The organism is Kitasatospora sp. McL0602 (genome assembly GCF_052076145.1).
Lineage (GTDB): Bacteria > Actinomycetota > Actinomycetes > Streptomycetales > Streptomycetaceae > Kitasatospora.
Genome location: NZ_CP197246.1, coordinates 7751659 through 7771448 on the forward strand (window position 1 = coordinate 7751659; position 19790 = coordinate 7771448).

Consider the following 19790-nt stretch of genomic DNA (forward strand, 5'->3'; position numbering starts at 1 on the left):
GCGGACAGGCCGCGTGAGGCCGGTGATCAGTCGGCGGATCTCGGGGACGGTCAGCGGGATCAGGTCTGACGTTCGAGCAGGTCCGGCCCCTTTTCAAGGTGCTGGGCCCGCATGACGGTGAGGTAGGCATGGGCGGCCATGGCGAGAGTGATGTGCCGGTACCAGCCCGAATGACGGCGGACCTGGTAGTCGTCCAGACCGCACTGACCCTTCGCACTCTGGAAGCACTCCTCGACCGCCCAGCGGGCGCCGGCGACGGCGATCAACTCGTTGAGCGTGGCGTCGGCGGGCGCGTAGGCGATGTAGTAGGCGACCTTCGTCGGGTCGGCGGCGCTCCGGCGGGCCAGAACCCAGTGCCTGCGGTCGGGCCGGTGCCACGGTCGGACCTCGACGCGGGCCCAGTCGTAGATCCGCAGACCATGGGCGCCCTCGCCGCAGGACCGGCGCTTCCACTTCTGCCGGGGTAGATCGGCGACCAGGTCGTGGAGGCGGTGGTCCATGGCCTGCCGGGTGACGACGGTGTCGTGCCGGGTGGTGGCCACGACGTGGAACACGTCGGCCTGCTCGAGCTCGTAGCGCCAGCCCTTGCTGTAACCGTATCCCGCGTCCGCGGTCACCCAGCGGAACGGGATCCGGTCGTCGATCGCCCGGCGGACCATCGCCCTCGCAAGCTGAACTTCGGTGGCGAACTCGACGCCGTCGTCGATCCCGGCGGTTCGGCAGCGCTCGCGGTCGTCGGTCCAGGACTTCGGTAGGTAGAGCGCCCGGTCGATCAAGGTCCGGCCCCGCCCGCTCGAGTACGCGAGGAACACTCCGACCTGGCAGTTCTCGGTGCGGCCCGCGGTGCCGGAGTACTGCCTTTGGACCCCGGCGGACCGCACGCCCTTCTTCAGGAACCCGGTGTCGTCCACGATCAGCACACCGCCCGGGTCGGCCAGGTGCTCGACCACGTACTCACGCACGTCGTCGAGCACCGCGTCCGGGTCCCAGTCGATACGGTTCAGCAGCCGTTGGATCCGATCCGGGCCGCCATGCCCGGCCTCCTCTGCCACCGTCCAGCCGTTCTTGCGCTCCAGCGGAGCCAACAGGCCTCGCATGTAGGCCAACGCCGACTCCCGCGACTCGCTCCGCGCGAACCGGTGCGCAAACCGCTCATGCAACCCGGCAAGCCCATCCGACCAGCGGCGAGCATCGACCTCGGATATGTCCCCACCCATGAACAGCCCAACGAGCGAACCCGACAACCGTCACGGCAAGCACCGTTGCAGTACTAGTACTGCAACGGTGCTTGTCCTGACGAGGCTTCAGCTCTTGGGCTGTGGCCTCGTCGCTTGTAGTGGCTGGTCCGGGCCTGGTGCTGGCGTCTGCGGCGCCATCGGGACCAGTGCAGGACGTGGTCGATGCTTCGGCGGACAGGCCGCGTGAGGCCGGTGATCAGTCGGCGGATCTCGGGGACGGTCAGCGGGATCAGGTCTGACGTTCGAGCAGGTCCGGCCCCTTTTCAAGGTGCTGGCCCCGCACGAGGGTGAGGTAGGCATGGGCGGCCATGGCGAGAGTGATGTGCCGGTACCAGCCCGAATGACGGCGGACCTGGTAGTCGTCCAGACCGCACTGACCCTTCGCACTCTGGAAGCACTCCTCGACCGCCCAGCGGGCGCCGGCGACGGCGATCAACTCGTTGAGCGTGGCGTCGGCGGGCGCGTAGGCGATGTAGTAGGCGACCTTCGTCGGGTCGGCGGCGCTCCGGCGGGCCAGAACCCAGTGCCTGCGGTCGGGCCGGTGCCACGGTCGGACCTCGACGCGGGCCCAGTCGTAGATCCGCAGACCATGGGCGCCCTCGCCGCAGGACCGGCGCTTCCACTTCTGCCGGGGTAGATCGGCGACCAGGTCGTGGAGGCGGTGGTCCATGGCCTGCCGGGTGACGACGGTGTCGTGCCGGGTGGTGGCCACGACGTGGAACACGTCGGCCTGCTCGAGCTCGTAGCGCCAGCCCTTGCTGTAACCGTATCCCGCGTCCGCGGTCACCCAGCGGAACGGGATCCGGTCGTCGATCGCCCGGCGGACCATCGCCCTCGCAAGCTGAACTTCGGTGGCGAACTCGACGCCGTCGTCGATCCCGGCGGTTCGGCAGCGCTCGCGGTCGTCGGTCCAGGACTTCGGTAGGTAGAGCGCCCGGTCGATCAGGGTCCGGCCCCGCCCGCTCGAGTACGCGAGGAACACTCCGACCTGGCAGTTCTCGGTGCGGCCCGCGGTGCCGGAGTACTGCCTTTGGACCCCGGCGGACCGCACGCCCTTCTTCAGGAACCCGGTGTCGTCCACGATCAGCACACCGCCCGGGTCGGCCAGGTGCTCGACCACGTACTCACGCACGTCGTCGAGCACCGCGTCCGGGTCCCAGTCGATACGGTTCAGCAGCCGTTGGATCCGATCCGGGCCGCCATGCCCGGCCTCCTCTGCCACCGTCCAGCCGTTCTTGCGCTCCAGCGGAGCCAACAGGCCTCGCATGTAGGCCAACGCCGACTCCCGCGACTCGCTCCGCGCGAACCGGTGCGCAAACCGCTCATGCAACCCGGCAAGCCCATCCGACCAGCGGCGAGCATCGACCTCGGATATGTCCCCACCCATGAACAGCCCAACGAGCGAACCCGACAACCGTCACGGCAAGCACCGTTGCAGTACTAGGGCGCGACCGAGTCCAGTACTGGCCGGACTCACGGGGCGCCGGCAGAGTGCACTCTGACTGGCGACTGCGTGCCATCGGCTCGCCGCTGCTGACTTCGGCTGCACCCGCAGCCCGCACTGATTCGAACAACTCCAGGACATGCTGCTGTCGAAACTGCTGAACATCTGCTGACGTTCATGAACAGAGTCAGACTTCCCGTGCCACAGCGAACCGGCGAGCCGCCGTACTTGGCCCTTTACGCCCTCTTCCGCGACTCGCAGGTGGTGGATCGGGAGAGTACCCGTGCACCGTGACGCAGTGCCAGACCACCTGCGGCGCGGCGTACATCACCCCGCCGGCCCCGAGCACCCACGCAGATGTTCCCGTCGGCCATCTGGTGTCGCCGGGTGCGCGGCACGACCCCGGGCGGCGGCCTTCGCGGTCTGAGCCCGGTGCTCCTCGAGGGTGCGCAGGCCGGGTCCATGGCGCGGTGAGCAGCTGTCCCTGGCAGCGTCGGCGGCGCGGCCCGCAGGCCGTCGCTATGCTCGGGCGGCGGCCGCGGCGGGGTCCGTTTCCACGTCCTCCGGCTGGCTGGCTTCCCGATCGTTCAGATGGCCTGTTCGCAGAATCGATCGCTGTCGGCGAGCGACCGGTACATGGCGCTTTGCCAGGAGTTGGGGTTGGCGGAGGCGCGGGTGTCGGCTTGCTGGCTGAGGTGGTCGCGGAGCTGCTGTGGGCCGGCGGTTGTACGCAGAGTCCGCAGAAGCGTCTCCTGACCGCGAAGCTCCACGGCAGCGTGGGCCATGTAGCGATCCGCCAGCCGCAGCGCGGTGAAGTGGTGGGTGAGCCGGCCAGCGGGGTCGGGGTCGGTGTCCGGGGGTGTCCGGACGGAGAAGGCGATCCACACCGGGTTGTCGAAGCGAGGTTCGGCGTGGAGCCAGGTCACGCCGCGCAGGTCGTCATAGTACCCGGGTTCGACGTAATTCGTGGTTTCTAGAGGTCCTGCCGGGTTGAACACGCAGGTCATCGGGCTGCGGTGGGCCCTGAAGCCCAAGAGTGCCTAGAGACGCGATTTTTATGATTCGCCTGCGCTGGCCTGTGGCTTCGACCTATCGTCTGGAGTCGTGTACGTGAAGACGACGAAGCGAGAGAACAAGTCCGGGACGGTCCGGTACCTGCACCTCGCCCACAACGAGTGGGATCCGGCGAAGGGGCGGGCGGTGCCGAAGGTGCTGTTCACCTTCGGCCGCGAGGACGACCTGGACCGCGACGCGGTCAAGCGCCTGGTCGCGTCTCTATCGAGGCTGCTGGAACCGGGGGACGCCCTGGCCGCGACTGCCGCGTCGGACCTGGAGTTCATCTCCTCGGTGCCGTTCGGCGGCGCCTACGTGCTCGACCACCTGTGGCGCCGACTGAGGATCGACCAGATTGTGGCCCGGGTCGGGCAGCCCAAGCGGGGCCGGCGCCGGGACATGACCGCGACCGAGCGGGTGCTGTTCGCCCTGGTCGCCAACCGCGCGCTGGCCCCGTCCTCCAAGCTCGCGGCGGCGGAGTGGGTCACGAACGACGTGCACATCGACGGCCTGGCTGAGGCCGGCGAACAGGCCTGCTACCGGGCGATGGACTGGCTGCACGAGGTGAAGGACGACCTGGAGAAGCAGGTGTTCGACGAGGTCGCGAACCTGCTGAACCTGGAGGTGGACCTGCTGTTCTTCGACACCACCAGCACCTACTTCGAGCTCGAGGAGCCTGACGAACCGGTCGCCCGCGACAACACCGGCCGCAGGCTGGAGGGCGACGGCCAGGCAGACGACGACGCGAAGCCGGTCGGGTTCCGCACCTACGGCAAGTCGAAGGACTCCCGCGACGACCTGCCGCAGATCGTGATCGGCATGGCCGTCACCAGGGACGGCATCCCCGTGCGCTGCTGGTGCTGGCCGGGCAACGCCTCCGACCAGGCACTGATCCGGCAGGTCAAGGACGAGATGCGGGACTGGACCCTCTCCAAGATCGTGTGGGTGGCCGACCGCGGCTTCTCCTCGGCCGAGAACCGCCGCTACCTGCGCAAGGGCGACCACGCCTACATCATCGGCGAGAAGCTCCGTTCCGGGAGCCCCGAGGTGCAGGCCGCGCTGTCCCGGCAGGGCCGCTACCAGGACGTCGGCGAGAACATGCGCGTCAAGGAAGTGCGGATATCCGACACCGACCGGTTCGTGATCTGCCACAACCCCGAAGCGGCCGAGCGTGACCGGCACATGCGTGAACAACTCGTCGCCCAACTAGGCGACTTGATCGCCGGCACCGACAAGCTCAGCGACTTCAAGCGGGGTGAACTGCGCGGGAGGATCGCCGACAAGCCCGGCCTGAACCGCTACCTGCGTGCCACCCCGGCCGGCAAGCTCCGCATCGACCAGGCGAAGACCAAGGCCGAGGAGAACCTCGACGGGAAGTACCTCCTGCGCTGCTCGGACCCCCACCTGACCGCCGAGGACATCGCGCTCGGCTACAAGCAGCTGCTGGAAGTCGAGCGCGGCTGGCGCGACATGAAGCAGATCATCGACCTGCGGCCCGTCTACCACCGCCTCGAAGAACGCATCCGAGCCCACGTCATCCTGTGCTGGCTCGCACTCCTGTTGATCCGGATCACCGAGACCACCACCGGCGACACCTGGCCGCACATCCGACGCGAGCTCGACCGCCTCCACCTGGGCACCTTCGCCGGCCCTGCCGGAACCTTCCAGCAGGTCACCGCCCTGACGAAGCCCCAGCGAGACCTGCTCGCGAAGCTGCAGATCCCCGTCCCCAAGCAGGTCGTCGCGCTTCAGCCCGCAACCCGCTGACCAGCAGAAACGTGACCGCCTAGAGAAACGCCCTCCAGGCGGTTACAAGCATGTCCGCCCAGGTCAGACCCCGGATTCGCCACTCCAGGCTGCCGAATTATGTCGAACCCGGGCGTGGTGGGCAACGCGTTCGACGGGGGTCCAGTCCGGCTCCGCCAACAGCCGCAGGTGCACCCTGCCGACATGTCCGACCTGGCCTCGCCCGTCTGCCGACATGGCCAAGCCCCGGCTCCACTCGTTGTCGTGCACGTGAAAGGTGCCCCCACCTGCTCAAGATCCAAGTCGACAAGCCGGATCATCGCAGTTCACGGGGCACCTTTTCCATGCCGTGACAGACCGTCACCACGGGACGGCTGGTGCGTGTGACCGGAGCGCCACAAGCACATGCGCCGCGCGGCGGGGAGCGGTGTGCTCCCCGCCGCGCGGCGGATCCGGTTACTCAGTCCTCCGATCCGGCGGCGACCGTCTCGTAGGCGTATCCGTCCCGGCGAAGTGCCTGCACGAGGCCCTCGACTTCGACGGCGGTTCCGAGGGGTTCCCCGGCCTCCGCCGCCTTCAGCCTGCCGATCGCCTCGGCCGGGCTGTAGTCGAGGATCTCCCGCAGGTGGCGGGCCGCCGCGACGGTCCCGTCCCGGCCTTCCACGAGCCGGGCCCGGAATCCTCCGAACGTCGCCAGCAGTCCTTGCCTGACGTCCTCTGGCCCGGGCCCGTCGCCGTAGTCGTCACTGACCAGACCGCAGTTCTCACACTGCCATTCGTCGAACCAGCCGAACTTCTCGTACACGATCTGCTGGCCCCGCGAGCCCGTCACGTCATGACCGCACTTGCTGCAGGTCAGCTGGTATTCGAGTGCGCGGTAGATCATTTCATCGTCCCGCTCCCGTTCCATCCACGCATGTTCATATACCTCTGGACAATCCCATAGGGGCCGGCCCGGACGTACTGTGTCGGCGCCCTCCCGGCGCAGCACCGTCAGCAGTTTCCGGAAGTCACGCGGGCTCATCCCGGTGAACGGGGCTATCCAGGACGGCTCCGACGCCGTGATCACACCAGCCATGGCGAGATCATCCCAGTCGTGATCACTGCCCCGGGAGCCGGCTCGCGGCACTCACGACGCTGGCACCGGCAGAAGCGTACTTCCCAGGGCGTCGGCGAGGGCATCGTTCTGGGATCGAGTGAGGTTGAGTGCCCACAACACCGCCGATTCATCCGAGTCCGGCTCAGTATGCCGGTGGCTGCCGCCGCTCAGAGGGGAGTCTGCGCCGCCACGACGCCTGGCTGCAGGCCGTCTGCTCCGAAGGAGATGGTCCGCCGTGTCCTGGGCAGAGTCCTCGGGCGCTCCGATGGCCGTGAGGGCGGCGTCGACCCGGGCTGGCGCTTGCGGCGGCAGCTCGTCGTCGGCGAGCAGCGGCAGCAGGAGCAGGAGGCGGGCCGCGGTGTCGTGCACGCCGGGTGCGGTTAGGTCCGGCGTCTCGGCGATGTTCACGATGTCGCGCCAGGAGAGGCCCGGGCCGTACCAGTCGCCGTCGAAGCTGGACAGATCCTCTGTCCGAGGCCAGTTCGCTTGGGTCAGCAGGTAGTCGATCCCGAAGTCACCGATGAGGTTCCGGTAGACGACGACGGCGCTGTGACCGCCTCGGAACGGGATGCGGAACGCCGGCCAGGCCTGGTCGTCCAGGAGGACTTCGGCCAGGGCGTCCGTGTCGGCGCCGTCATCGCCGAACCACTCGGGTGCTGGCCGGGTCTCACCCGAGGTGAACCGGCACACGGCCAGCAGGTGATTGGACCAGAGCCCGGCGCGCTCAAGCAGCCGCTCACCCGCGACCGGCGTCCCGTAGTCGTATCCCTTGATCAGCACGGACCAGAGTGTCTCAGGCCGCACCGACACGTATCGGCCGCCGGGAGTAGCGGGACAGCCCTTAGGGAGGTACCGGCATCAAGGTGGAGTGCCTCGGCTTCGAAGACGGCGCCCTGGACGCCGACCGCGCTCTTGTCCCAGTCATCGAGGCCGCCCTGACGCGCCAGGGGTGCACCGTGCTGCTGACCCACGCCCTGCACACCGGCAACGACCATTACCACGCGGTCGACGGCACCCCGGTCTGGAGCCGTCGACACGGCACAGACGAACTCCCCGACCACTACAGCGCGTTGTGGCGCCTGCCCTGCTCGAGCCACGTGCGTTCTCCACCGGCCTAGCCCAGCTCTGCATCCCCAGCAGTGTCGGCAGCCACCGCCTCACCGCGGCGCACCTGCACCGGGCCGGCGCCGGCAACGCGGACGGCGATCTTCCCCGAGCCCGCGATACGATGGACATCCTGCTGGCCGTCCCGTATACCGCACGCGACACCGAACAGGCACTCCAGCCGTGGACGCTGACGATCCGGCAGGAGACCGCCGCGTGGAAGAGCTGACGAAGGACCCGCGCTTCGCCCTGACCCTCATCGTGATCGACTTCGAGGGTCTCACCCCCGCCGGGCGCCCCGCCGAGCCGATCGAGGTCGCGGCCCTGGCCCTGGGCCCCGACGGCGGCCGGCTGCTGGAGGAAGGCCGGTTCGAGTCGTTGATGCGCCCGCCCGCCGACGTCCCCGTCACCACGATGGACACCGCACAGACCGGCCTCACCGCCGCCGCGCTCGCCACCGTACCCCCTGCCGCCGAGGTGATGGCCCGACTCGACGCCCACCTCACCCGGCCGCCGTACCGGCTGGTGGCCCACCACGCCTCCACCGAAGCCGGTCTGATCGCCCGCCAGACAGCGCACTGCCCCGTCCTGGCCAGCACACCGCTGCTCGACACGATCCGCCTGGCTAAGGCGATCCTGCCCGGACTCGGCTCCTACCGGCTGGACAACCTGCTCAGCCACTACGGCATCCCCAAGCCCCCGGACCGGCACCGGGCAATGCCCGACGTCCAGGTCACCGCCCAACTCCTGACGCTGCTGCTGGCCGGAGGGTGCGCCACCGGCCGGTGGAGACCGGCCGCGCGGTCGAGGACGCCGACATCGCCTACCTGGAAGTCCGCGGCTGGGTGCCCGAGTAGCGGACAGAGCAACGTTCGTGAAGTTGGGGATATTTCAGCGAGAGTTGGCTACTCTGAGGAAAACGACGACCTGAAAGGGGATCACCCATGGCGGAGCCCACTGGCACACCCCGTGCTCTTCGCGTCAGCTTCGAGTTCGAGGTGCCGCAAGGCCTGAAGAAGAACATCCACGGTGCCAAGATCCATGCGGCACTCGACACCATCGCGGGCCGAGTCATCGGCATGGCCGAGGGCCTGTTTCCGTGGGCCAGCCGGGTCACGGTCCGCAAGCAGTGGGTCTACAACTGGACGGACGAAACCGAGGTTCACGACCTGCCGGCCAGCGACGCCAACACCCCCGAGTAGCCGGACGAGTGGGCGTCCCACAGCGGGCGCCCATTTCCGCCCCGGCGCCGGCCATCCCGCACAGCAGGTCTCCGGCACTGTCCGATACCTGAAGGAGAACCGCCACGTGGAGACCACAACAGCCGTAGCCGCCGGGCAGGACGTGCCGACCGCTCTGCGTGCCCAGACCGTACCGCCGCTCCCGGCGCAGCCGTCCGGCACCGCCACGGTGAACCCGCTGCCGCTGCACTGGTTCCAGAAGGACGCCGTTGCGGCCGCGGTGCGCGAGGTGAAGGATGGCGGCCGCGCCACCGTCGTCGCGGCGACCGGCTCCGGCAAGACCCTCATCGCGGCCGGCTGCGCTCGGCGCCTGGCAGCTCGGGGCCGGGTGCTGGTGCTGGTGCCGACGATCGAGCTGCTGGAGCAGACCGCCGAAGCCTGGTCGCTGAAGGGCGGGCGCCGGGGCCTGACGGTGGCGGCGTGTTCTCGGGATGAGGCGCTGGAGAGCGCGGAGGCGGGCGGGCGGATCGACGCGGCCGTGACGACCGCCCCGGCCGTGCTGACCGATCTGGTCAACGGCGCCCCCGACCACCAGCCGGTGACCGTGTACGCCACCTACGCCTCGCTGGAGCGGATCGTCGAGGCCCACCAGGGCTGGAGCCTGGCCCCGTGGGACGTCGTGATCATCGACGAGGCCCACCGTACGGCAGGTGCCGAAGGGAAGGCGTGGGCCGCGATCCACGACGACGCCAAGGTCCCGGCGAAGCGCCGGCTGTACTTCACCGCGACCCCGCGGATCGCCGATGACCGGCGGGCGAAGGACGGCCTGGCCGACCTGCCGACGCCGACGGCCAGGCGCTGCCCGCCCTCTGCTCCATGACGGACACTCGAATCTACGGCGAAACCGTTTTCACCTGGTTGCTCGGACAAGGGATCGAACACGGCTACCTTGCGGACCACCGCGTCCTGGTGCCGGTGGTGACGGACGAGGACCTGCGCGAGCTGCTCAACCTGCCCGCGATCGCGGACCTGCGCTCGCAGCGCTCCAATGAGGAACTGCTGCGCCTGGCCCTGCAGATCGCGGTGCTGCGCGCGGTCGCCGACCTCGGCCTGCGACAGGTGATCACCTTCCACTCCCGGGTGTCGGCGGCGCGGGAGTTCGCGAGCACCCTGCCTCAGGCCGCCGAGCTGCTGCCCGACGCGGATCGTCCGGAGCGGATCTGGGCGAAGGCGGTGGCCGGCACCGACCGGCTCAAGGACCGCCGCGCCGCGTTCGCCGAGTTCAAGGCCCACACCGGCGAGGACGGCGAGGAGTGCGGCATCCTCTGCAACGCTCGGCTCCTGTCCGAAGGAATCGACGTCAGAACTGTGGATTCGGTGTGCTTCGCGGACCCGAAGTCGAGCGTCATCGACATCGTCCAGGCGGTGGGCCGGGCGTTGCGCCAGTCCTACCGGCAGGGCAAGGTGTCCTGGGTCATCATCCCGGTCTACCTGCCGACGCCGGAGATCGGCGACGACACGGCGGCCGCCGACCCGGCCGAGGTTCACGACGCCGGCGAGGCGGTGAAGGCTGAGGCCGACGCCGAGATCGAGGCCAGCTCGTTCCGCACGATCTGGCGGGTCCTGCGCGCCCTGGCCGCGCACGACGCCCGGGTCGGCCGGATCACCGAGCTGCGCGGCAAGCGGTCCCAGGGCACCGCGCACACCACCGCGACCACGGCGGCCCCCGAGAGCGAGAGCAGCGAGGCCGGGGAAGGCGAGCAGCAGCCGGCCTCGGTCGAGTCGCCGATCGAGTGGCTGCGGATCAACGCGAAGCACCACGCGGCGCGGATCCTCCAGACCGTGAAGCTGCGCGCGTTCAACCCGCGTGCGGTTGAGTGGTAGCGGATGCACGCCGTCGCCGCCAGGTTCCACATCGAGCACGGTCATCTCGACCCCACCGACAAGGCGGAGCACGCGGAGCTGATCTCCTGGCGATCCCGGCGACCGCGAAGCTGGACGACTACGCGGTCGGCGCGTGGATGCGCCGCCAGCGCAAGGCCGACAACCTTGACCCCGACCAGGTGGCGAAGCTCGACGGTCTGGACGAGCTGTGGCGTCTGGAGCCGACCTGGAACAGGTCGTACCGACGCCTGCTCGCCTACCTTGCCGCCGGCGGAACCCTGGACGGCCCGGCCAACCGCACCGGCGGCGACGCGGACCCGGCGTTCCGGCCCGGCACCTGGCTGCGCAAGCAGGCGGGGGCCCGCACCGACGGGAAGCTGACCGGCCAGCAGACCGCGCTCCTGGACGCGCTCCACCCCCGCGCCGAGACCGTCACTGGCTGATCCGCCCCAGCCCGACGCCTGCCGTCCCGGCCCGCCCAGGCCGGGACGGCCCGTTCCCCGGAAGGAGACGAGTGACCACCTCCCGGCGGCCGAAGGTGTCCTGGTACGCGCAGTACGTCTGCCACACCTGCCGCGACGGCGGCGACGGCGGCGACGGCGGCGACGCGCTGTTCGAGGACGGCACCATCGTGGACGCCGACCACGACTGCGACCAAGGCGAAGCCGAGATCGCGTGGGAGGGCCGCGCCGAGTGCGCCACCTGCGGCTGGTCCCTGGAGACCGACTTCGCCGACGGCGACTACGTCGAGGCCGACCACCACTGCCACGCCGACCAGTAGCACCACCCCCACGGGGTGGCCCGCGTGCCGGGCCGCCCCGCCCGACTTCGCGAAGGAGGACCCGGATGCGCGGCGCCGGCTACACCCTGCTGACCCAGCTCCTGGTGGCTGCCGGCCACAGCCCCGGGGCTGCTGCGGCGGCCATCGCCCGGGCCGAGTTCGACGTCCTGGACTGGGCGGAGAGCAACGTCACCAGCACCGGCTGGCGATGCCCGGACGGCCGGACGCCATCGCCCCCGCGCCTGCCCATGCCAGTACCTGCCGACGTCCGATACCCGCCACCACGCCACCCGATTCCTGCCGCGTACGAGAGGGACGCGTGTACGCGTGCCCGGCAGCGCAACGAGAGTGTCCGCATATGGAAACGATCCCGGTCGGATGATTGCTGGCCGGGTGAGTCCGTGGAGCCTGCACCGCGCGGGTGCGGATGATGCGGACGCGGGCCGGACTCCTGCGGCTCCGATGACCGATCCGCCCCTATCCCCAGAGCGGTACCCCGATCGCCGACAGCACGGCCAGCAGCAGACATGCACCGGCGAGCGCCATCGTCGCATACACACAGCCGAGCCCGCCCTCCGCTTGCTCGACCGACTCGGGCCACCGCTCCGGAAGTGGCTCCGGCGCCGGCAGCGGCTGGGACAGGTGCTCCCTGAGGTGCTCCTCGGAGCAGTAGCTGAGGTAGAGCGTCCGCGCGCCGCTTCGGACGATCTCGACGTCGATCGTGTCCTCGTGGTCCGTGAGCTCGTCACAGAAATCGCATGGCAGCTGCGAGCAGCAGTCGTCCAGCTGGTCCTCGGTCAGCGGTGTACCCAACATGCCTTGATCGTTTCACAGCCACAGTGGCAGTCTCTTGCACCCCTGGCCTTGGCCTTCGCCTCTCCCGAACGGCGGCCGGGCCGTGTTGCAGCGGGCGCGTTGCGCCGGCCGGTAGCGCCGCTTCGTTGCGCCACCGGCCGGGGAGAGGGGAGGGGAGACCGCCCCGGCCCTCCCATCTACAGCTCCGTCCAACCGCACGCCCGCCCACCCCGGGTGCTGAGCGGGTGCCAGATCGGTGCGGCCGGGCCGCGCTGGACCAGGTCCTCGATCCGGGCGGCGCCGGCCGGGACGGCGGCGACCATCTCGGCGGTGGCCGGGTTCTCCTCGGCGGCGAGGCGCAGGACCGCTGGCTCGCTCCCGACGCCGAAGGCGTCCTCCAACTGCGCCTGGACGGCGAGCCCGTCGGTTGGACCGCGCCCCGGCCCGACGGGCCGTTGGGGCCTCGGCGGCCCGATCGCGGTGCTCTACCAGCGCGGCGCCGCCGCCAGGTGTCTGATCGACACCCACTCCCGGCCGAAGCGCTTCCCCGACACCGACCTGGCCCTGGACGCGGTCCTGCGCCAGCACCAGGGCGCCGCCGCCCCCAGCTGGCCCGTCGACCGCTGACCCACTGGCCCCAGCCGGTCCCGCCGCCGCCCGCACCCGGCCCGCCCTCGGGGTGCGGGCCAGGCCGGCCGGGTCCACGGTGGTGACCATGCCGATGGTGATCCTGCTGGAGCTCACCGAGCCCGCCGACGCCCGCCTCTACCAGGTGTCCGGCGAGGACCCCGAGCCCGCCGGCGTGCACCTGGCCCACGCCGCCGCCTCCGACCCGGACACTCCCGGCGACCCGGCCGACACCACCCTCCGCGGCACCGCCACCGCACGGATGCTCCCCACCCACTGGCAGCCCACCGCCCCCGGCGAGCGCTGGCCGCAGCGATGGCGCCCGTGGGCCTGCCGTTCCTGCGACACCAGCCTGCGCACGGCCGCCTGACCAGGCCAGATCCGACTCTTAACCTGTACGGGGGAGGCGGATTACGCCCGGCCGGCCCGGGACGCCACCCTGCACAGGGTGACCACCACCGCCCACACTGAGGCCGCCACCGTCGAGCGGCTGCGCGCCGAGTTCACCGCCGCCCGCGTCTATCTGGGGTCCAGGTGGCATCTGTGCATGTCAGCATGCGAGTTAAGGATTCAGGGACGTAAGGCAAGTCCGGGAAGAGTTTCGAAACGTTTCCCAGACTTCTCCCTTCGGCGCTACTGCTTGTCGCCGAGCGTCTGCTCCAACTGCTCGGCGAACTCGGGATCGTGCTCGCGGATGCGGCGGAACCGGTCGGCCCGCAGCACTGGCCAGTACTCCTGGCTGGCCTCCGTGGCTGCGGTCAGCCGGCGTGACGCCGTACACCGGGCGGCCCACCCCTCCCAGGACACCCAGCAGTCCAAGCGGCGCTCGTATCACCCGGCGGCGCGGCCAAGCCGCCCGGTGTCTCCAGCAGCCGGTACGTCTCCTCAGCCATCTCCACGGGAGTGCCCGTACAGTCGGAGCAGTACCACTACTGATCCGGTAAGCACAGGCGTACGCCCGTTGCCCCCGTGTGCACCGGGAGTACGCGTCTGTGACTGGCCGTCAGCCGAGCACGGCAGTACTCCACTTGGTCTGGTCCGTGCCGAGGAGAGTGATCCTGTTCAGCAGGCCCTGCGCGCCGCCGACCGGGTCGAGAGCGTGCTCCGGGTTCCGCCAGACCTTGATGCACACCTTCACACCGTGCTCGGACTTGCACGCCGTCGGCTGCTGCCTGATCGGCCCTCCGCTCGGCCCGCTCTGCTCGGCTTCCGGGACGTCCGGCCCGACCGTGACACCGATGAACTCGTCGGCCGCTGCCCCGATGCTCAGGTCCAGCCTGAAGTCGTTGCCGTCGCGCGACTGCTCCAGCGACACCGAGTTCACCGTGAAGCTCGTCGGCAGGTCGCTGATCCGCAGCGGTAGCGGCACCTGCCAGTGGCCCGTGGTCACGCCGGCCGCCACCTGCAGCGGCAGCCGCTGACTGTCCTCACCGGAGAGATAGCCGGAGTCGAGCTCCGCCCACCGGCCTTCCGCAGTCTTCCAGCGCAGGAGGTTCATGGCCTTCGCCATGTTGGGGTCGCTCGCGGTGATCCAGTACGCCTCCCGCCCGTTGACCGGTGGGGCATCGACGCGGATCGCGTGGTTCCCCGGCGTGAAGCCCGGGAGGTTGGGCTTTCCGTCCGGGAGGTTCGGCAGCTCGGGCGTCACCCCCACCGGGTAGACCTTGAGATGGAAGGAGGGACTCCCGAGCTTCCCCGGATCGCCCTGCGCGTTCGCCCACCCGCCGTTGGACTCGAGCGAGTAGCTGATCGTTTTGATCGAGTCCGGCAGCCAGCCGAACCGGCCGTCAGAGATCAGCGGATCCATGCCGGTCAACGGGGCGGGCGTCCTGCTGTCGGACGGCGCGGCGGCGGGCCCGGCCGGAGGCGGGATCGGGTTCCACGTACTCACCCCGCTCGGCGACGGGGACACCGTCACGGTCGGCTGCGCGGCAGGTCCCGCTGCCTTGCCGCTGCCAGGCAGCACCGCGGCCAGTGCGACCGAGGAGGCCACCACCGCCGTCGCCGCGGTCAGCAGCGCCACCCGACGCCGCAGCAGCCGGCCCCGGCCGCGCCGCAGCGCCTCATGGACGTCCACACCGCTCGACGAGGCGGACTCCTCGGCCAACACCGAGAGCTCCGCGGCCAGTTTCGTCTCCTCGTTCATGCCCTGCTCCCCTCAACCGATTGCTGCACGAACGAACGCCGCAGTGCGTCCAGCCCCCGCGAGCTCTGACTCTTCACATTTCCGGCAGAGCACCCCATGAGGTCGGCGGTCTGCTCGACCGAGAGGTCGCAGTAGTAACGCAGCACCACCGCCGCCCGTTGCCGTGGCGGCAACGCGGCCAAGGCCTGCCGTAGGTCGAGCGAGACGTCCACGTCCGTCCCCGCCGACGCCTGATCCGGCGCCGTGCCCCCTGTACGCGTCCGCCGCCACCAGGAGGTCCGCTGCTCCGCCAGGAACGTGTTGACCAGCACCATCCGGGCATAGCCGTCCCGGTTCTCCACCCGCCCCGCCCGGGACCAGTTCACATAGAGCTTGGTGATGCTCTCCTGCACCAGGTCGTCCGCCCGATGCCCGTCGCCGCAGAGTAGATACGCGACCTTGCGCAGCCACCCGGCCCGGGACGCCGCATACTCGGTGAAGTCGGCGTCGCGTGAACTCGCCACAATCCGCACCATCAGGGCCCCCTCCCTCCCTGTCGCGGGCACCGCCGGATTGCGCTGCCCGTATCCCTAATGCCGAGTGCCGCGCAAAAGGTTGCGTAGGCCTCTGGGCATGCCCAACGGCCGGTACTCGCTCCACGACACACACGCCACCTCCCGCTCGGCGAGGAGTGCTTCAGCTGCGCGCCCGGTCCGGCGGGCCAGCGGTACGTGTCCAAGACATACAGTCCGGACGGCAGCACCATCGGAACCGTCGACCTCACCCTGGACTCCCGCAGCCGCCCGCTCCGCCTCGAACTGCGCACGGGCGGCTGGCAGGTACGCGGGGGCGCGGTCGACGGCGTCGCCCGGGTACGTTCCGACGCGGCCGACCCCACTCCGCCCGCGAAGTGAATCCCGCAGACCGCAGAGCTGATCTTGGGCCAGCAGGGGCGGCTGAGAGACACGTTGGGTCACCGCACGTCTCTACCGACGCCGGCGCGGCCTCCCATGATGCGTTTCTGGAGCTGTGATGTGCGGTGTTGGTGTCAGCGGGGTGCGGTTTTACGGTCAGTGGCTGTTGGGGGGAAGCGCTGCGGGTAGGGCGGCGTCGTCCGGTCGGAACGCTGACATTGTCCCGTGCATCCGCTGACGTGAGGCCGCGTCAGCCGGTGACGTCCCGTCCGTGCTTCACACTCCAGGATGCTTGCGGCTGGGACGTCGGCGGGCACGCCGGGACGGACGCCGACCACTCCCTCACCGACACTGGCATGAGCGACGCCCAGCTGCGCGCCGACCTGACGACCATGGTCGGATGGAGCCACGCGAGCGGCTTCCGGGCGCGTCCGGCTTCGCCTACCCGCTCGGCCAGTACGGGCTCACCAGCGACGGCCAGCCGACCGGCCAGGTCTTCGATGACTACTACGACTGGGCGCGGACCACCCACAGCAAGACGAAAGAAACCTGGCCGCCGGCCGACCCCTACCAGCTGCGCGCGGTGTCCGCCGTCAGCACGTTCAGCGGCGGCTACGCGCCCACCCTGCTCACTACGGCCGGCACCGGCGACATCGACCGGGCCGTCGCGGAGGCGACCTGGTTGATCCTTACCTTCCACAACGTCGTCCCCGACGCCACGAGGCTCACGAGCACCGGCCAGATCAAGGTCAGCGACCTCACCGGCATCGCCGCCAAGGTCGCCGCCTCCGGCGCCCGTGTGCTGACCATCGGCGAGGCCCTGCGCACCTACAACTGACCGCCGTGGTCAGCGAGTCAACCACCACCGGAGACATGAGGGCACGTCGCGCCCTGAACTACGGCTGCTGAGAGTCCCATGTTGTGCGCGCCGGCGCGGCGTCCTGAGGTGCAGCCTGGCGCTGGCCCTGAAGGTGGATGAGGTGGAGGAGAAGCTCGTTGGTGCGCCGCTGTTCCGCGATCAGGGCGTCCAGCCGTGCGTTCGTCTCCTTTTGGGCCTTCTTCGCCTGCGCGTTGTCCAACAACCCCATGGCGGGCACTCCCTCCCTGCCGCCTGCGCAGCGGCTAAGGCGCCTACCGTAGCCGCCAGTTCATACCCGGGGTGCTGGATTCGACCGGTCGGCATCAGCAGACATCCCCCGTCTCCGGTTTCCAATCCAAGGCAGCGAGGTGACTGTGCGCAGGAACAGGCCGTGTCTGCCGACGCTGGTCATGCTGTGCGAGAAGTTCGACCGCCGCCAGGACTTCATGACGCCTCCGGCGCCCGTGTGCTGACCATCGGCGAGGCCCTGCGCAACTACACCTGATCCGGGATCAGCACAGTGAGCGGCCCAGCTCCAGGACTCCTGCGACGCTCACCTTGACTCCGCTGCCCAGCGACGGATCGTCGGCCCAGACCGGATCAGGTGCCGGGTACCCGACCGTTTGCATAGTGCCGTTCACCCCGTCCTCCACACCGCCGGCGCGGCCGCGCGCCAGGTGCGTACCGGCTCCACGGGGCTCCGACCTCGGCGGCAACGTACGGTGCCCGAGTGAGGCGGTGCGCCCAGCACCGGGGAAGAAAGGGCTCGATGGCCGAGGAGGCCCGCGAGCACGCCGACCAGCTGCTCGCCGCACTGAACGCATTGGACATCGCTTGGCAGCCCGACGCGGTGGCCGACGATGAGGTGCGGGCGGTGATGCTGGCCACCGCCCTGCTGGGCGCGGCCGAGGCCCACCTGGTCGGCGCCGAGATCGACGCCTATGAAGCCGGCGCCGACGTGGAAGCGCTCCGTACGGCCTACGGCCCGGTGCGCGAGGAAGTCGTCACCGCCGCGATGCCGCCCGGATCCGAGACCGACCCGCAGCGCCTGCTGCTGACGGTGCGCACCGCGATGCTGCTCGACGACCTGACCCGGGCGGCCGGCCCCGACGAGGAGCACCCGGACAGCGAAAGCCTGGCCGCAGCCCGCGACGCGGCGGCCACCGCCGCGGCAGTCCTCGCCTACCACTACGGACCCGGCCTCGGCGAGGACCAGCCGCAGCAACGCGAGTCGCTCTCCCTCGCCGCCGGACTGCTGCGCCAGCTGGCGGGCCGACTCGCACTCCTCGCGCGCGGCCAGGCCGACGCGGCTGACTGACCGGGGCAAGGCCCGTGTCCGGGCATCTGTGACGACCCGTGGTCAGAAGCGGGCTTCGGCGCAACGGGCTGATCCGTGTCGTGCTTCTCCGCGTTCTCCTCGTTCATGGACCCAGGATCTCGCGTCGCCATCAAAGGGGCTCGACCGCCGGCGCTAGGGTCTCGGCCCTGCTGGACCGGGTCGTGCGCGCGGACGAGAAGTCCGTGATGCAGAAGCGGTTCACCGTGCGCTTCGAGTAGGGGCATTCCCCCCGGTTGGTGGACATCGCGGACGCTGGATCTCGTGGGTTCAGAGGAAGAGATGGCACCGATGGTGCACGAGTACTACTCGGCGGAGTTCCGGGCTGACGCGGTAGCGCTGTACTGCTCCGATCCGTCGTTGACGTATGCGCAGGTCGCACGGGATCTGGGGATGCATGCCGTGTCGCTGCGGCAGTGGGTGCGGGCCGCTGGAGCCGCGCCGGGGCCGGACGGCGTCCTCCCCGCTGCGGCCGGCTCTGGGGCGGCTGCGGTGTCGGCGACGCCCGAGGAGCGCATCGCCCGCCTGGAGGCGGAGAATGCGGCCCTGCGCGTGGAGAACACGGGTCTGCGCAAGGACCGGGAGACACTGTCGGTCGAGCGGGACATCCTGCGGAAGGCGACGAAGTATTTCGCCTCGGAGGCGAACTGGTGATGAGCCGCTTCCAGTTCGTTGAGGACCACCGGGAGGCCTTCGAGGTCAAGCGGCTCTGCCAGGTGCTGGGTGTCCAGCGTTCCAGCTTCTACAAGTGGCGCACGGGCGCCGCGGCCTGGGCGGTGCGGGAGGAGGCCGACGCGGTGCTGGCCGCGCGGATCCAGCGGGTCCACGCCGACTCCGACGGTGCCTACGGAGCCCCGCGCATCACCGCTGAGCTGCGGGAGGACGGCCCGGCCGTGAACGAGAAGCGGATCGCGCGGGTGATGCGCAAGTTCGGCATCGTCGGCACGCACCTGCGCAGGAAGGTCCGCACCACCGTGCCCGAGCCGTCGGCCGCGCCGGTGCCGGACCTGTTCGGGCGCGACTTCAGCGCGCCGGCACCGAACCTGAAGTACATGGGCGACATCACGTATCTCCCGGTCGGAGACGGGCAGTTCCTCTACTTGGCAACCGTCCTGGACTGCTTCAGCAGGCGCGTCGTCGGCTGGTCGATCGCAGGCCACATGCGCACGTCCCTGGTCGCTGATGCCCTGAAGATGGCGGCCGCCACCCGCGGCACCCTGCAGGGAGCGGTGTTCCACTCCGATCACGGGGCGCAATACGGGAGCAGCCAATTCGCTGAGCTGTGCGCGGAGTTGGGCGTGACCCAGTCTATGGGAGCCGTCGGAACGAGCGCCGGCAACGCCGCCTGCGAGAGCTTCCACGCCTCACTGAAACGCGAGCTCCTCAAGGGCGCACGCCGCTGGCCCGGCGCCCGTACCTGCCGCACAGCCGTCTTCCGCTGGCTGAACAGGTACAACACCTGGCGCAGGCACTCGGCCAACGGCCAGCTCAGTCCCCTCGCCTACGAGCAGCGACAGTACGTCCGCCCGGCAGCAGCCTCCGCACGCAGGAACTCCCCCATCGCGGTGACACGGTCCGCCACCGGCTCCAGAGCCTCAGCCCAA

General features: G+C 70.0%; 23 protein-coding genes and 2 pseudogenes. 14 read left to right on the forward strand and 11 right to left on the reverse strand.

All coding sequences use genetic code 11. The features are described 5' to 3' along the window. Window positions 1–59: 59 nt before the first annotated feature. The 3 genes from ACR68M_RS35185 to ACR68M_RS35195 form a co-directional block, all read right to left on the reverse strand. Window positions 60–1217: an IS701 family transposase gene (locus ACR68M_RS35185; RefSeq protein WP_441248232.1), complete on the reverse strand. Its 1158-nt coding sequence runs from the start codon at window positions 1215–1217 to the stop codon at window positions 60–62. 250 nt (window positions 1218–1467) lie between these two features. Next, window positions 1468–2625 carry an IS701 family transposase gene (locus ACR68M_RS35190; protein WP_441248233.1) on the reverse strand — a complete coding sequence of 386 codons (1158 nt, stop codon included), beginning with the start codon at window positions 2623–2625 and terminating at the stop codon, window positions 1468–1470. A gap of 644 nt (window positions 2626–3269) precedes the next feature. Then, window positions 3270–3689 (reverse strand): hypothetical protein, encoded by a 420-nt coding sequence (locus tag ACR68M_RS35195; protein WP_441248234.1) that lies wholly within the window; start codon window positions 3687–3689, stop codon window positions 3270–3272. Window positions 3690–3786: 97 nt separating this feature from the next. On the opposite strand from ACR68M_RS35195, the gene ACR68M_RS35200 reads away from it, so the two are divergent. Next, window positions 3787–5502, forward strand: a complete 1716-nt coding sequence (locus ACR68M_RS35200; protein WP_441245129.1) for an IS1634 family transposase — start codon at window positions 3787–3789, stop codon at window positions 5500–5502. 910 nt (window positions 5503–6412) lie between these two features. On the opposite strand, the pseudogene ACR68M_RS35205 reads toward ACR68M_RS35200, so the two are convergent. Together ACR68M_RS35205 and ACR68M_RS35210 are read right to left on the reverse strand one after the other, a co-directional pair. Continuing rightward, window positions 6413–6559, reverse strand: a pseudogene (locus tag ACR68M_RS35205) (IS5/IS1182 family transposase); the annotation flags it as partial. A gap of 51 nt (window positions 6560–6610) precedes the next feature. After that, window positions 6611–7360 (reverse strand): hypothetical protein, encoded by a 750-nt coding sequence (locus ACR68M_RS35210; RefSeq protein WP_441248235.1) that lies wholly within the window; start codon window positions 7358–7360, stop codon window positions 6611–6613. An 83-nt stretch (window positions 7361–7443) separates the two neighbouring features. Here ACR68M_RS35210 and ACR68M_RS35215 point away from each other — a divergent pair, with 83 nt between their 5' ends. The 7 genes from ACR68M_RS35215 (at window position 7444) to ACR68M_RS35245 (ending at window position 11530) form a co-directional block, all read left to right on the forward strand. Beyond that, window positions 7444–7698, forward strand: coding sequence for a hypothetical protein (locus ACR68M_RS35215; protein ID WP_441248236.1), 255 nt, complete (start codon window positions 7444–7446; stop codon window positions 7696–7698). 202 nt (window positions 7699–7900) lie between these two features. Then, window positions 7901–8698, forward strand: coding sequence for a 3'-5' exonuclease (locus tag ACR68M_RS35220; RefSeq protein ID WP_441248237.1), 798 nt, complete (start codon window positions 7901–7903; stop codon window positions 8696–8698). Next, window positions 8683–8886: a hypothetical protein gene (locus tag ACR68M_RS35225; protein ID WP_441248238.1), complete on the forward strand. Its 204-nt coding sequence runs from the start codon at window positions 8683–8685 to the stop codon at window positions 8884–8886. The genes ACR68M_RS35220 and ACR68M_RS35225 overlap by 16 nt, the downstream gene beginning before the upstream one ends. A 106-nt stretch (window positions 8887–8992) precedes the next feature. Beyond that, the gene (locus ACR68M_RS35230; protein ID WP_441248239.1) at window positions 8993–9745 is read left to right on the forward strand and encodes a DEAD/DEAH box helicase family protein; all 753 of its coding nucleotides are present in this window, start codon (window positions 8993–8995) and stop codon (window positions 9743–9745) included. Next, entirely contained in the window at window positions 9742–10749 is a 1008-nt protein-coding gene (locus ACR68M_RS35235) for a helicase-related protein (protein WP_441248240.1), read from the forward strand. Before ACR68M_RS35230 ends, ACR68M_RS35235 begins: the two co-directional genes overlap by 4 nt. Before the next feature lie 137 nt (window positions 10750–10886). Further along, on the forward strand, window positions 10887–11192 hold the full coding sequence (locus ACR68M_RS35240; protein WP_441248241.1) for a helicase associated domain-containing protein: 306 nt from the start codon (window positions 10887–10889) through the stop codon (window positions 11190–11192). Between the two features lie 71 nt (window positions 11193–11263). Next, window positions 11264–11530, forward strand: a complete 267-nt coding sequence (locus tag ACR68M_RS35245) for a hypothetical protein (protein ID WP_441248242.1) — start codon at window positions 11264–11266, stop codon at window positions 11528–11530. Between the two features lie 477 nt (window positions 11531–12007). Here the strand turns inward: ACR68M_RS35245 and ACR68M_RS35250 are convergent, their stop codons facing one another. Both ACR68M_RS35250 and ACR68M_RS35255 read right to left on the reverse strand, forming a co-directional pair. Next, on the reverse strand, window positions 12008–12346 hold the full coding sequence (locus tag ACR68M_RS35250) for a hypothetical protein (protein ID WP_441248243.1): 339 nt from the start codon (window positions 12344–12346) through the stop codon (window positions 12008–12010). A 176-nt stretch (window positions 12347–12522) separates the two neighbouring features. Continuing rightward, window positions 12523–12726 (reverse strand): hypothetical protein, encoded by a 204-nt coding sequence (locus ACR68M_RS35255; protein ID WP_441248244.1) that lies wholly within the window; start codon window positions 12724–12726, stop codon window positions 12523–12525. Window positions 12727–12805: 79 nt separating this feature from the next. On the opposite strand from ACR68M_RS35255, the gene ACR68M_RS35260 reads away from it, so the two are divergent. Next, entirely contained in the window at window positions 12806–12952 is a 147-nt protein-coding gene (locus ACR68M_RS35260) for a hypothetical protein (protein WP_441248245.1), read from the forward strand. Between the two features lie 88 nt (window positions 12953–13040). After that, window positions 13041–13322 carry a hypothetical protein gene (locus tag ACR68M_RS35265; RefSeq protein WP_441248246.1) on the forward strand — a complete coding sequence of 94 codons (282 nt, stop codon included), beginning with the start codon at window positions 13041–13043 and terminating at the stop codon, window positions 13320–13322. 263 nt (window positions 13323–13585) lie between these two features. Here ACR68M_RS35265 and ACR68M_RS35270 read toward each other — a convergent pair whose 3' ends face one another. The 3 genes from ACR68M_RS35270 to ACR68M_RS35280 form a co-directional block, all read right to left on the reverse strand. Then, window positions 13586–13759: a hypothetical protein gene (locus ACR68M_RS35270; protein ID WP_441248247.1), complete on the reverse strand. Its 174-nt coding sequence runs from the start codon at window positions 13757–13759 to the stop codon at window positions 13586–13588. A 196-nt stretch (window positions 13760–13955) separates the two neighbouring features. Beyond that, the gene (locus tag ACR68M_RS35275) at window positions 13956–15098 is read right to left on the reverse strand and encodes a hypothetical protein (protein ID WP_441248248.1); all 1143 of its coding nucleotides are present in this window, start codon (window positions 15096–15098) and stop codon (window positions 13956–13958) included. Continuing rightward, a complete protein-coding gene (locus ACR68M_RS35280) occupies window positions 15095–15613 on the reverse strand; it encodes a SigE family RNA polymerase sigma factor (protein WP_441248249.1) in 519 nt (172 codons plus the stop codon). Before ACR68M_RS35280 ends, ACR68M_RS35275 begins: the two co-directional genes overlap by 4 nt. A gap of 195 nt (window positions 15614–15808) precedes the next feature. Between ACR68M_RS35280 and ACR68M_RS35285 the strand changes: the two genes are divergently transcribed. Together ACR68M_RS35285 and ACR68M_RS35290 are read left to right on the forward strand one after the other, a co-directional pair. Beyond that, a complete protein-coding gene (locus tag ACR68M_RS35285) occupies window positions 15809–15991 on the forward strand; it encodes a hypothetical protein (RefSeq protein ID WP_441248250.1) in 183 nt (60 codons plus the stop codon). 400 nt (window positions 15992–16391) lie between these two features. Further along, the gene (locus ACR68M_RS35290; protein WP_441248251.1) at window positions 16392–16829 is read left to right on the forward strand and encodes a hypothetical protein; all 438 of its coding nucleotides are present in this window, start codon (window positions 16392–16394) and stop codon (window positions 16827–16829) included. Window positions 16830–16887: 58 nt separating this feature from the next. On the opposite strand, the gene ACR68M_RS35295 is transcribed toward ACR68M_RS35290, so the two are convergent. After that, the gene (locus ACR68M_RS35295; protein ID WP_441248252.1) at window positions 16888–17079 is read right to left on the reverse strand and encodes a hypothetical protein; all 192 of its coding nucleotides are present in this window, start codon (window positions 17077–17079) and stop codon (window positions 16888–16890) included. Between the two features lie 540 nt (window positions 17080–17619). On the opposite strand from ACR68M_RS35295, the gene ACR68M_RS35300 reads away from it, so the two are divergent. Next, window positions 17620–18168, forward strand: a complete 549-nt coding sequence (locus tag ACR68M_RS35300; protein WP_441248253.1) for a hypothetical protein — start codon at window positions 17620–17622, stop codon at window positions 18166–18168. Between the two features lie 309 nt (window positions 18169–18477). Then, a pseudogene (locus ACR68M_RS35305) lies at window positions 18478–19724 on the forward strand (IS3 family transposase); the annotation flags it as partial. Window positions 19725–19790: the final 66 nt, after the last annotated feature.

What these genes read in the sequence shown, in the direction of transcription:
- ACR68M_RS35275 (WP_441248248.1), bottom strand. Translation starts at nt 15,098, where the DNA reads ATGAACGAGGAGACGAAACTGGCCGCGGAGCTCTCGGTGTTGGCCGAG.
- ACR68M_RS35295 (WP_441248252.1), bottom strand. Translation starts at nt 17,079, where the DNA reads ATGGGGTTGTTGGACAACGCGCAGGCGAAGAAGGCCCAAAAGGAGACG.
- ACR68M_RS35235 (WP_441248240.1), top strand. Translation starts at nt 9,742, where the DNA reads ATGACGGACACTCGAATCTACGGCGAAACCGTTTTCACCTGGTTGCTC.
- ACR68M_RS35190 (WP_441248233.1), bottom strand. Translation starts at nt 2,625, where the DNA reads ATGGGTGGGGACATATCCGAGGTCGATGCTCGCCGCTGGTCGGATGGG.
- ACR68M_RS35290 (WP_441248251.1), top strand. Translation starts at nt 16,392, where the DNA reads ATGGAGCCACGCGAGCGGCTTCCGGGCGCGTCCGGCTTCGCCTACCCG.
- ACR68M_RS35265 (WP_441248246.1), top strand. Translation starts at nt 13,041, where the DNA reads ATGCCGATGGTGATCCTGCTGGAGCTCACCGAGCCCGCCGACGCCCGC.
- ACR68M_RS35250 (WP_441248243.1), bottom strand. Translation starts at nt 12,346, where the DNA reads ATGTTGGGTACACCGCTGACCGAGGACCAGCTGGACGACTGCTGCTCG.
- ACR68M_RS35300 (WP_441248253.1), top strand. Translation starts at nt 17,620, where the DNA reads ATGGCCGAGGAGGCCCGCGAGCACGCCGACCAGCTGCTCGCCGCACTG.
- ACR68M_RS35280 (WP_441248249.1), bottom strand. Translation starts at nt 15,613, where the DNA reads ATGGTGCGGATTGTGGCGAGTTCACGCGACGCCGACTTCACCGAGTAT.
- ACR68M_RS35195 (WP_441248234.1), bottom strand. Translation starts at nt 3,689, where the DNA reads ATGACCTGCGTGTTCAACCCGGCAGGACCTCTAGAAACCACGAATTAC.
- ACR68M_RS35240 (WP_441248241.1), top strand. Translation starts at nt 10,887, where the DNA reads ATGCGCCGCCAGCGCAAGGCCGACAACCTTGACCCCGACCAGGTGGCG.
- ACR68M_RS35185 (WP_441248232.1), bottom strand. Translation starts at nt 1,217, where the DNA reads ATGGGTGGGGACATATCCGAGGTCGATGCTCGCCGCTGGTCGGATGGG.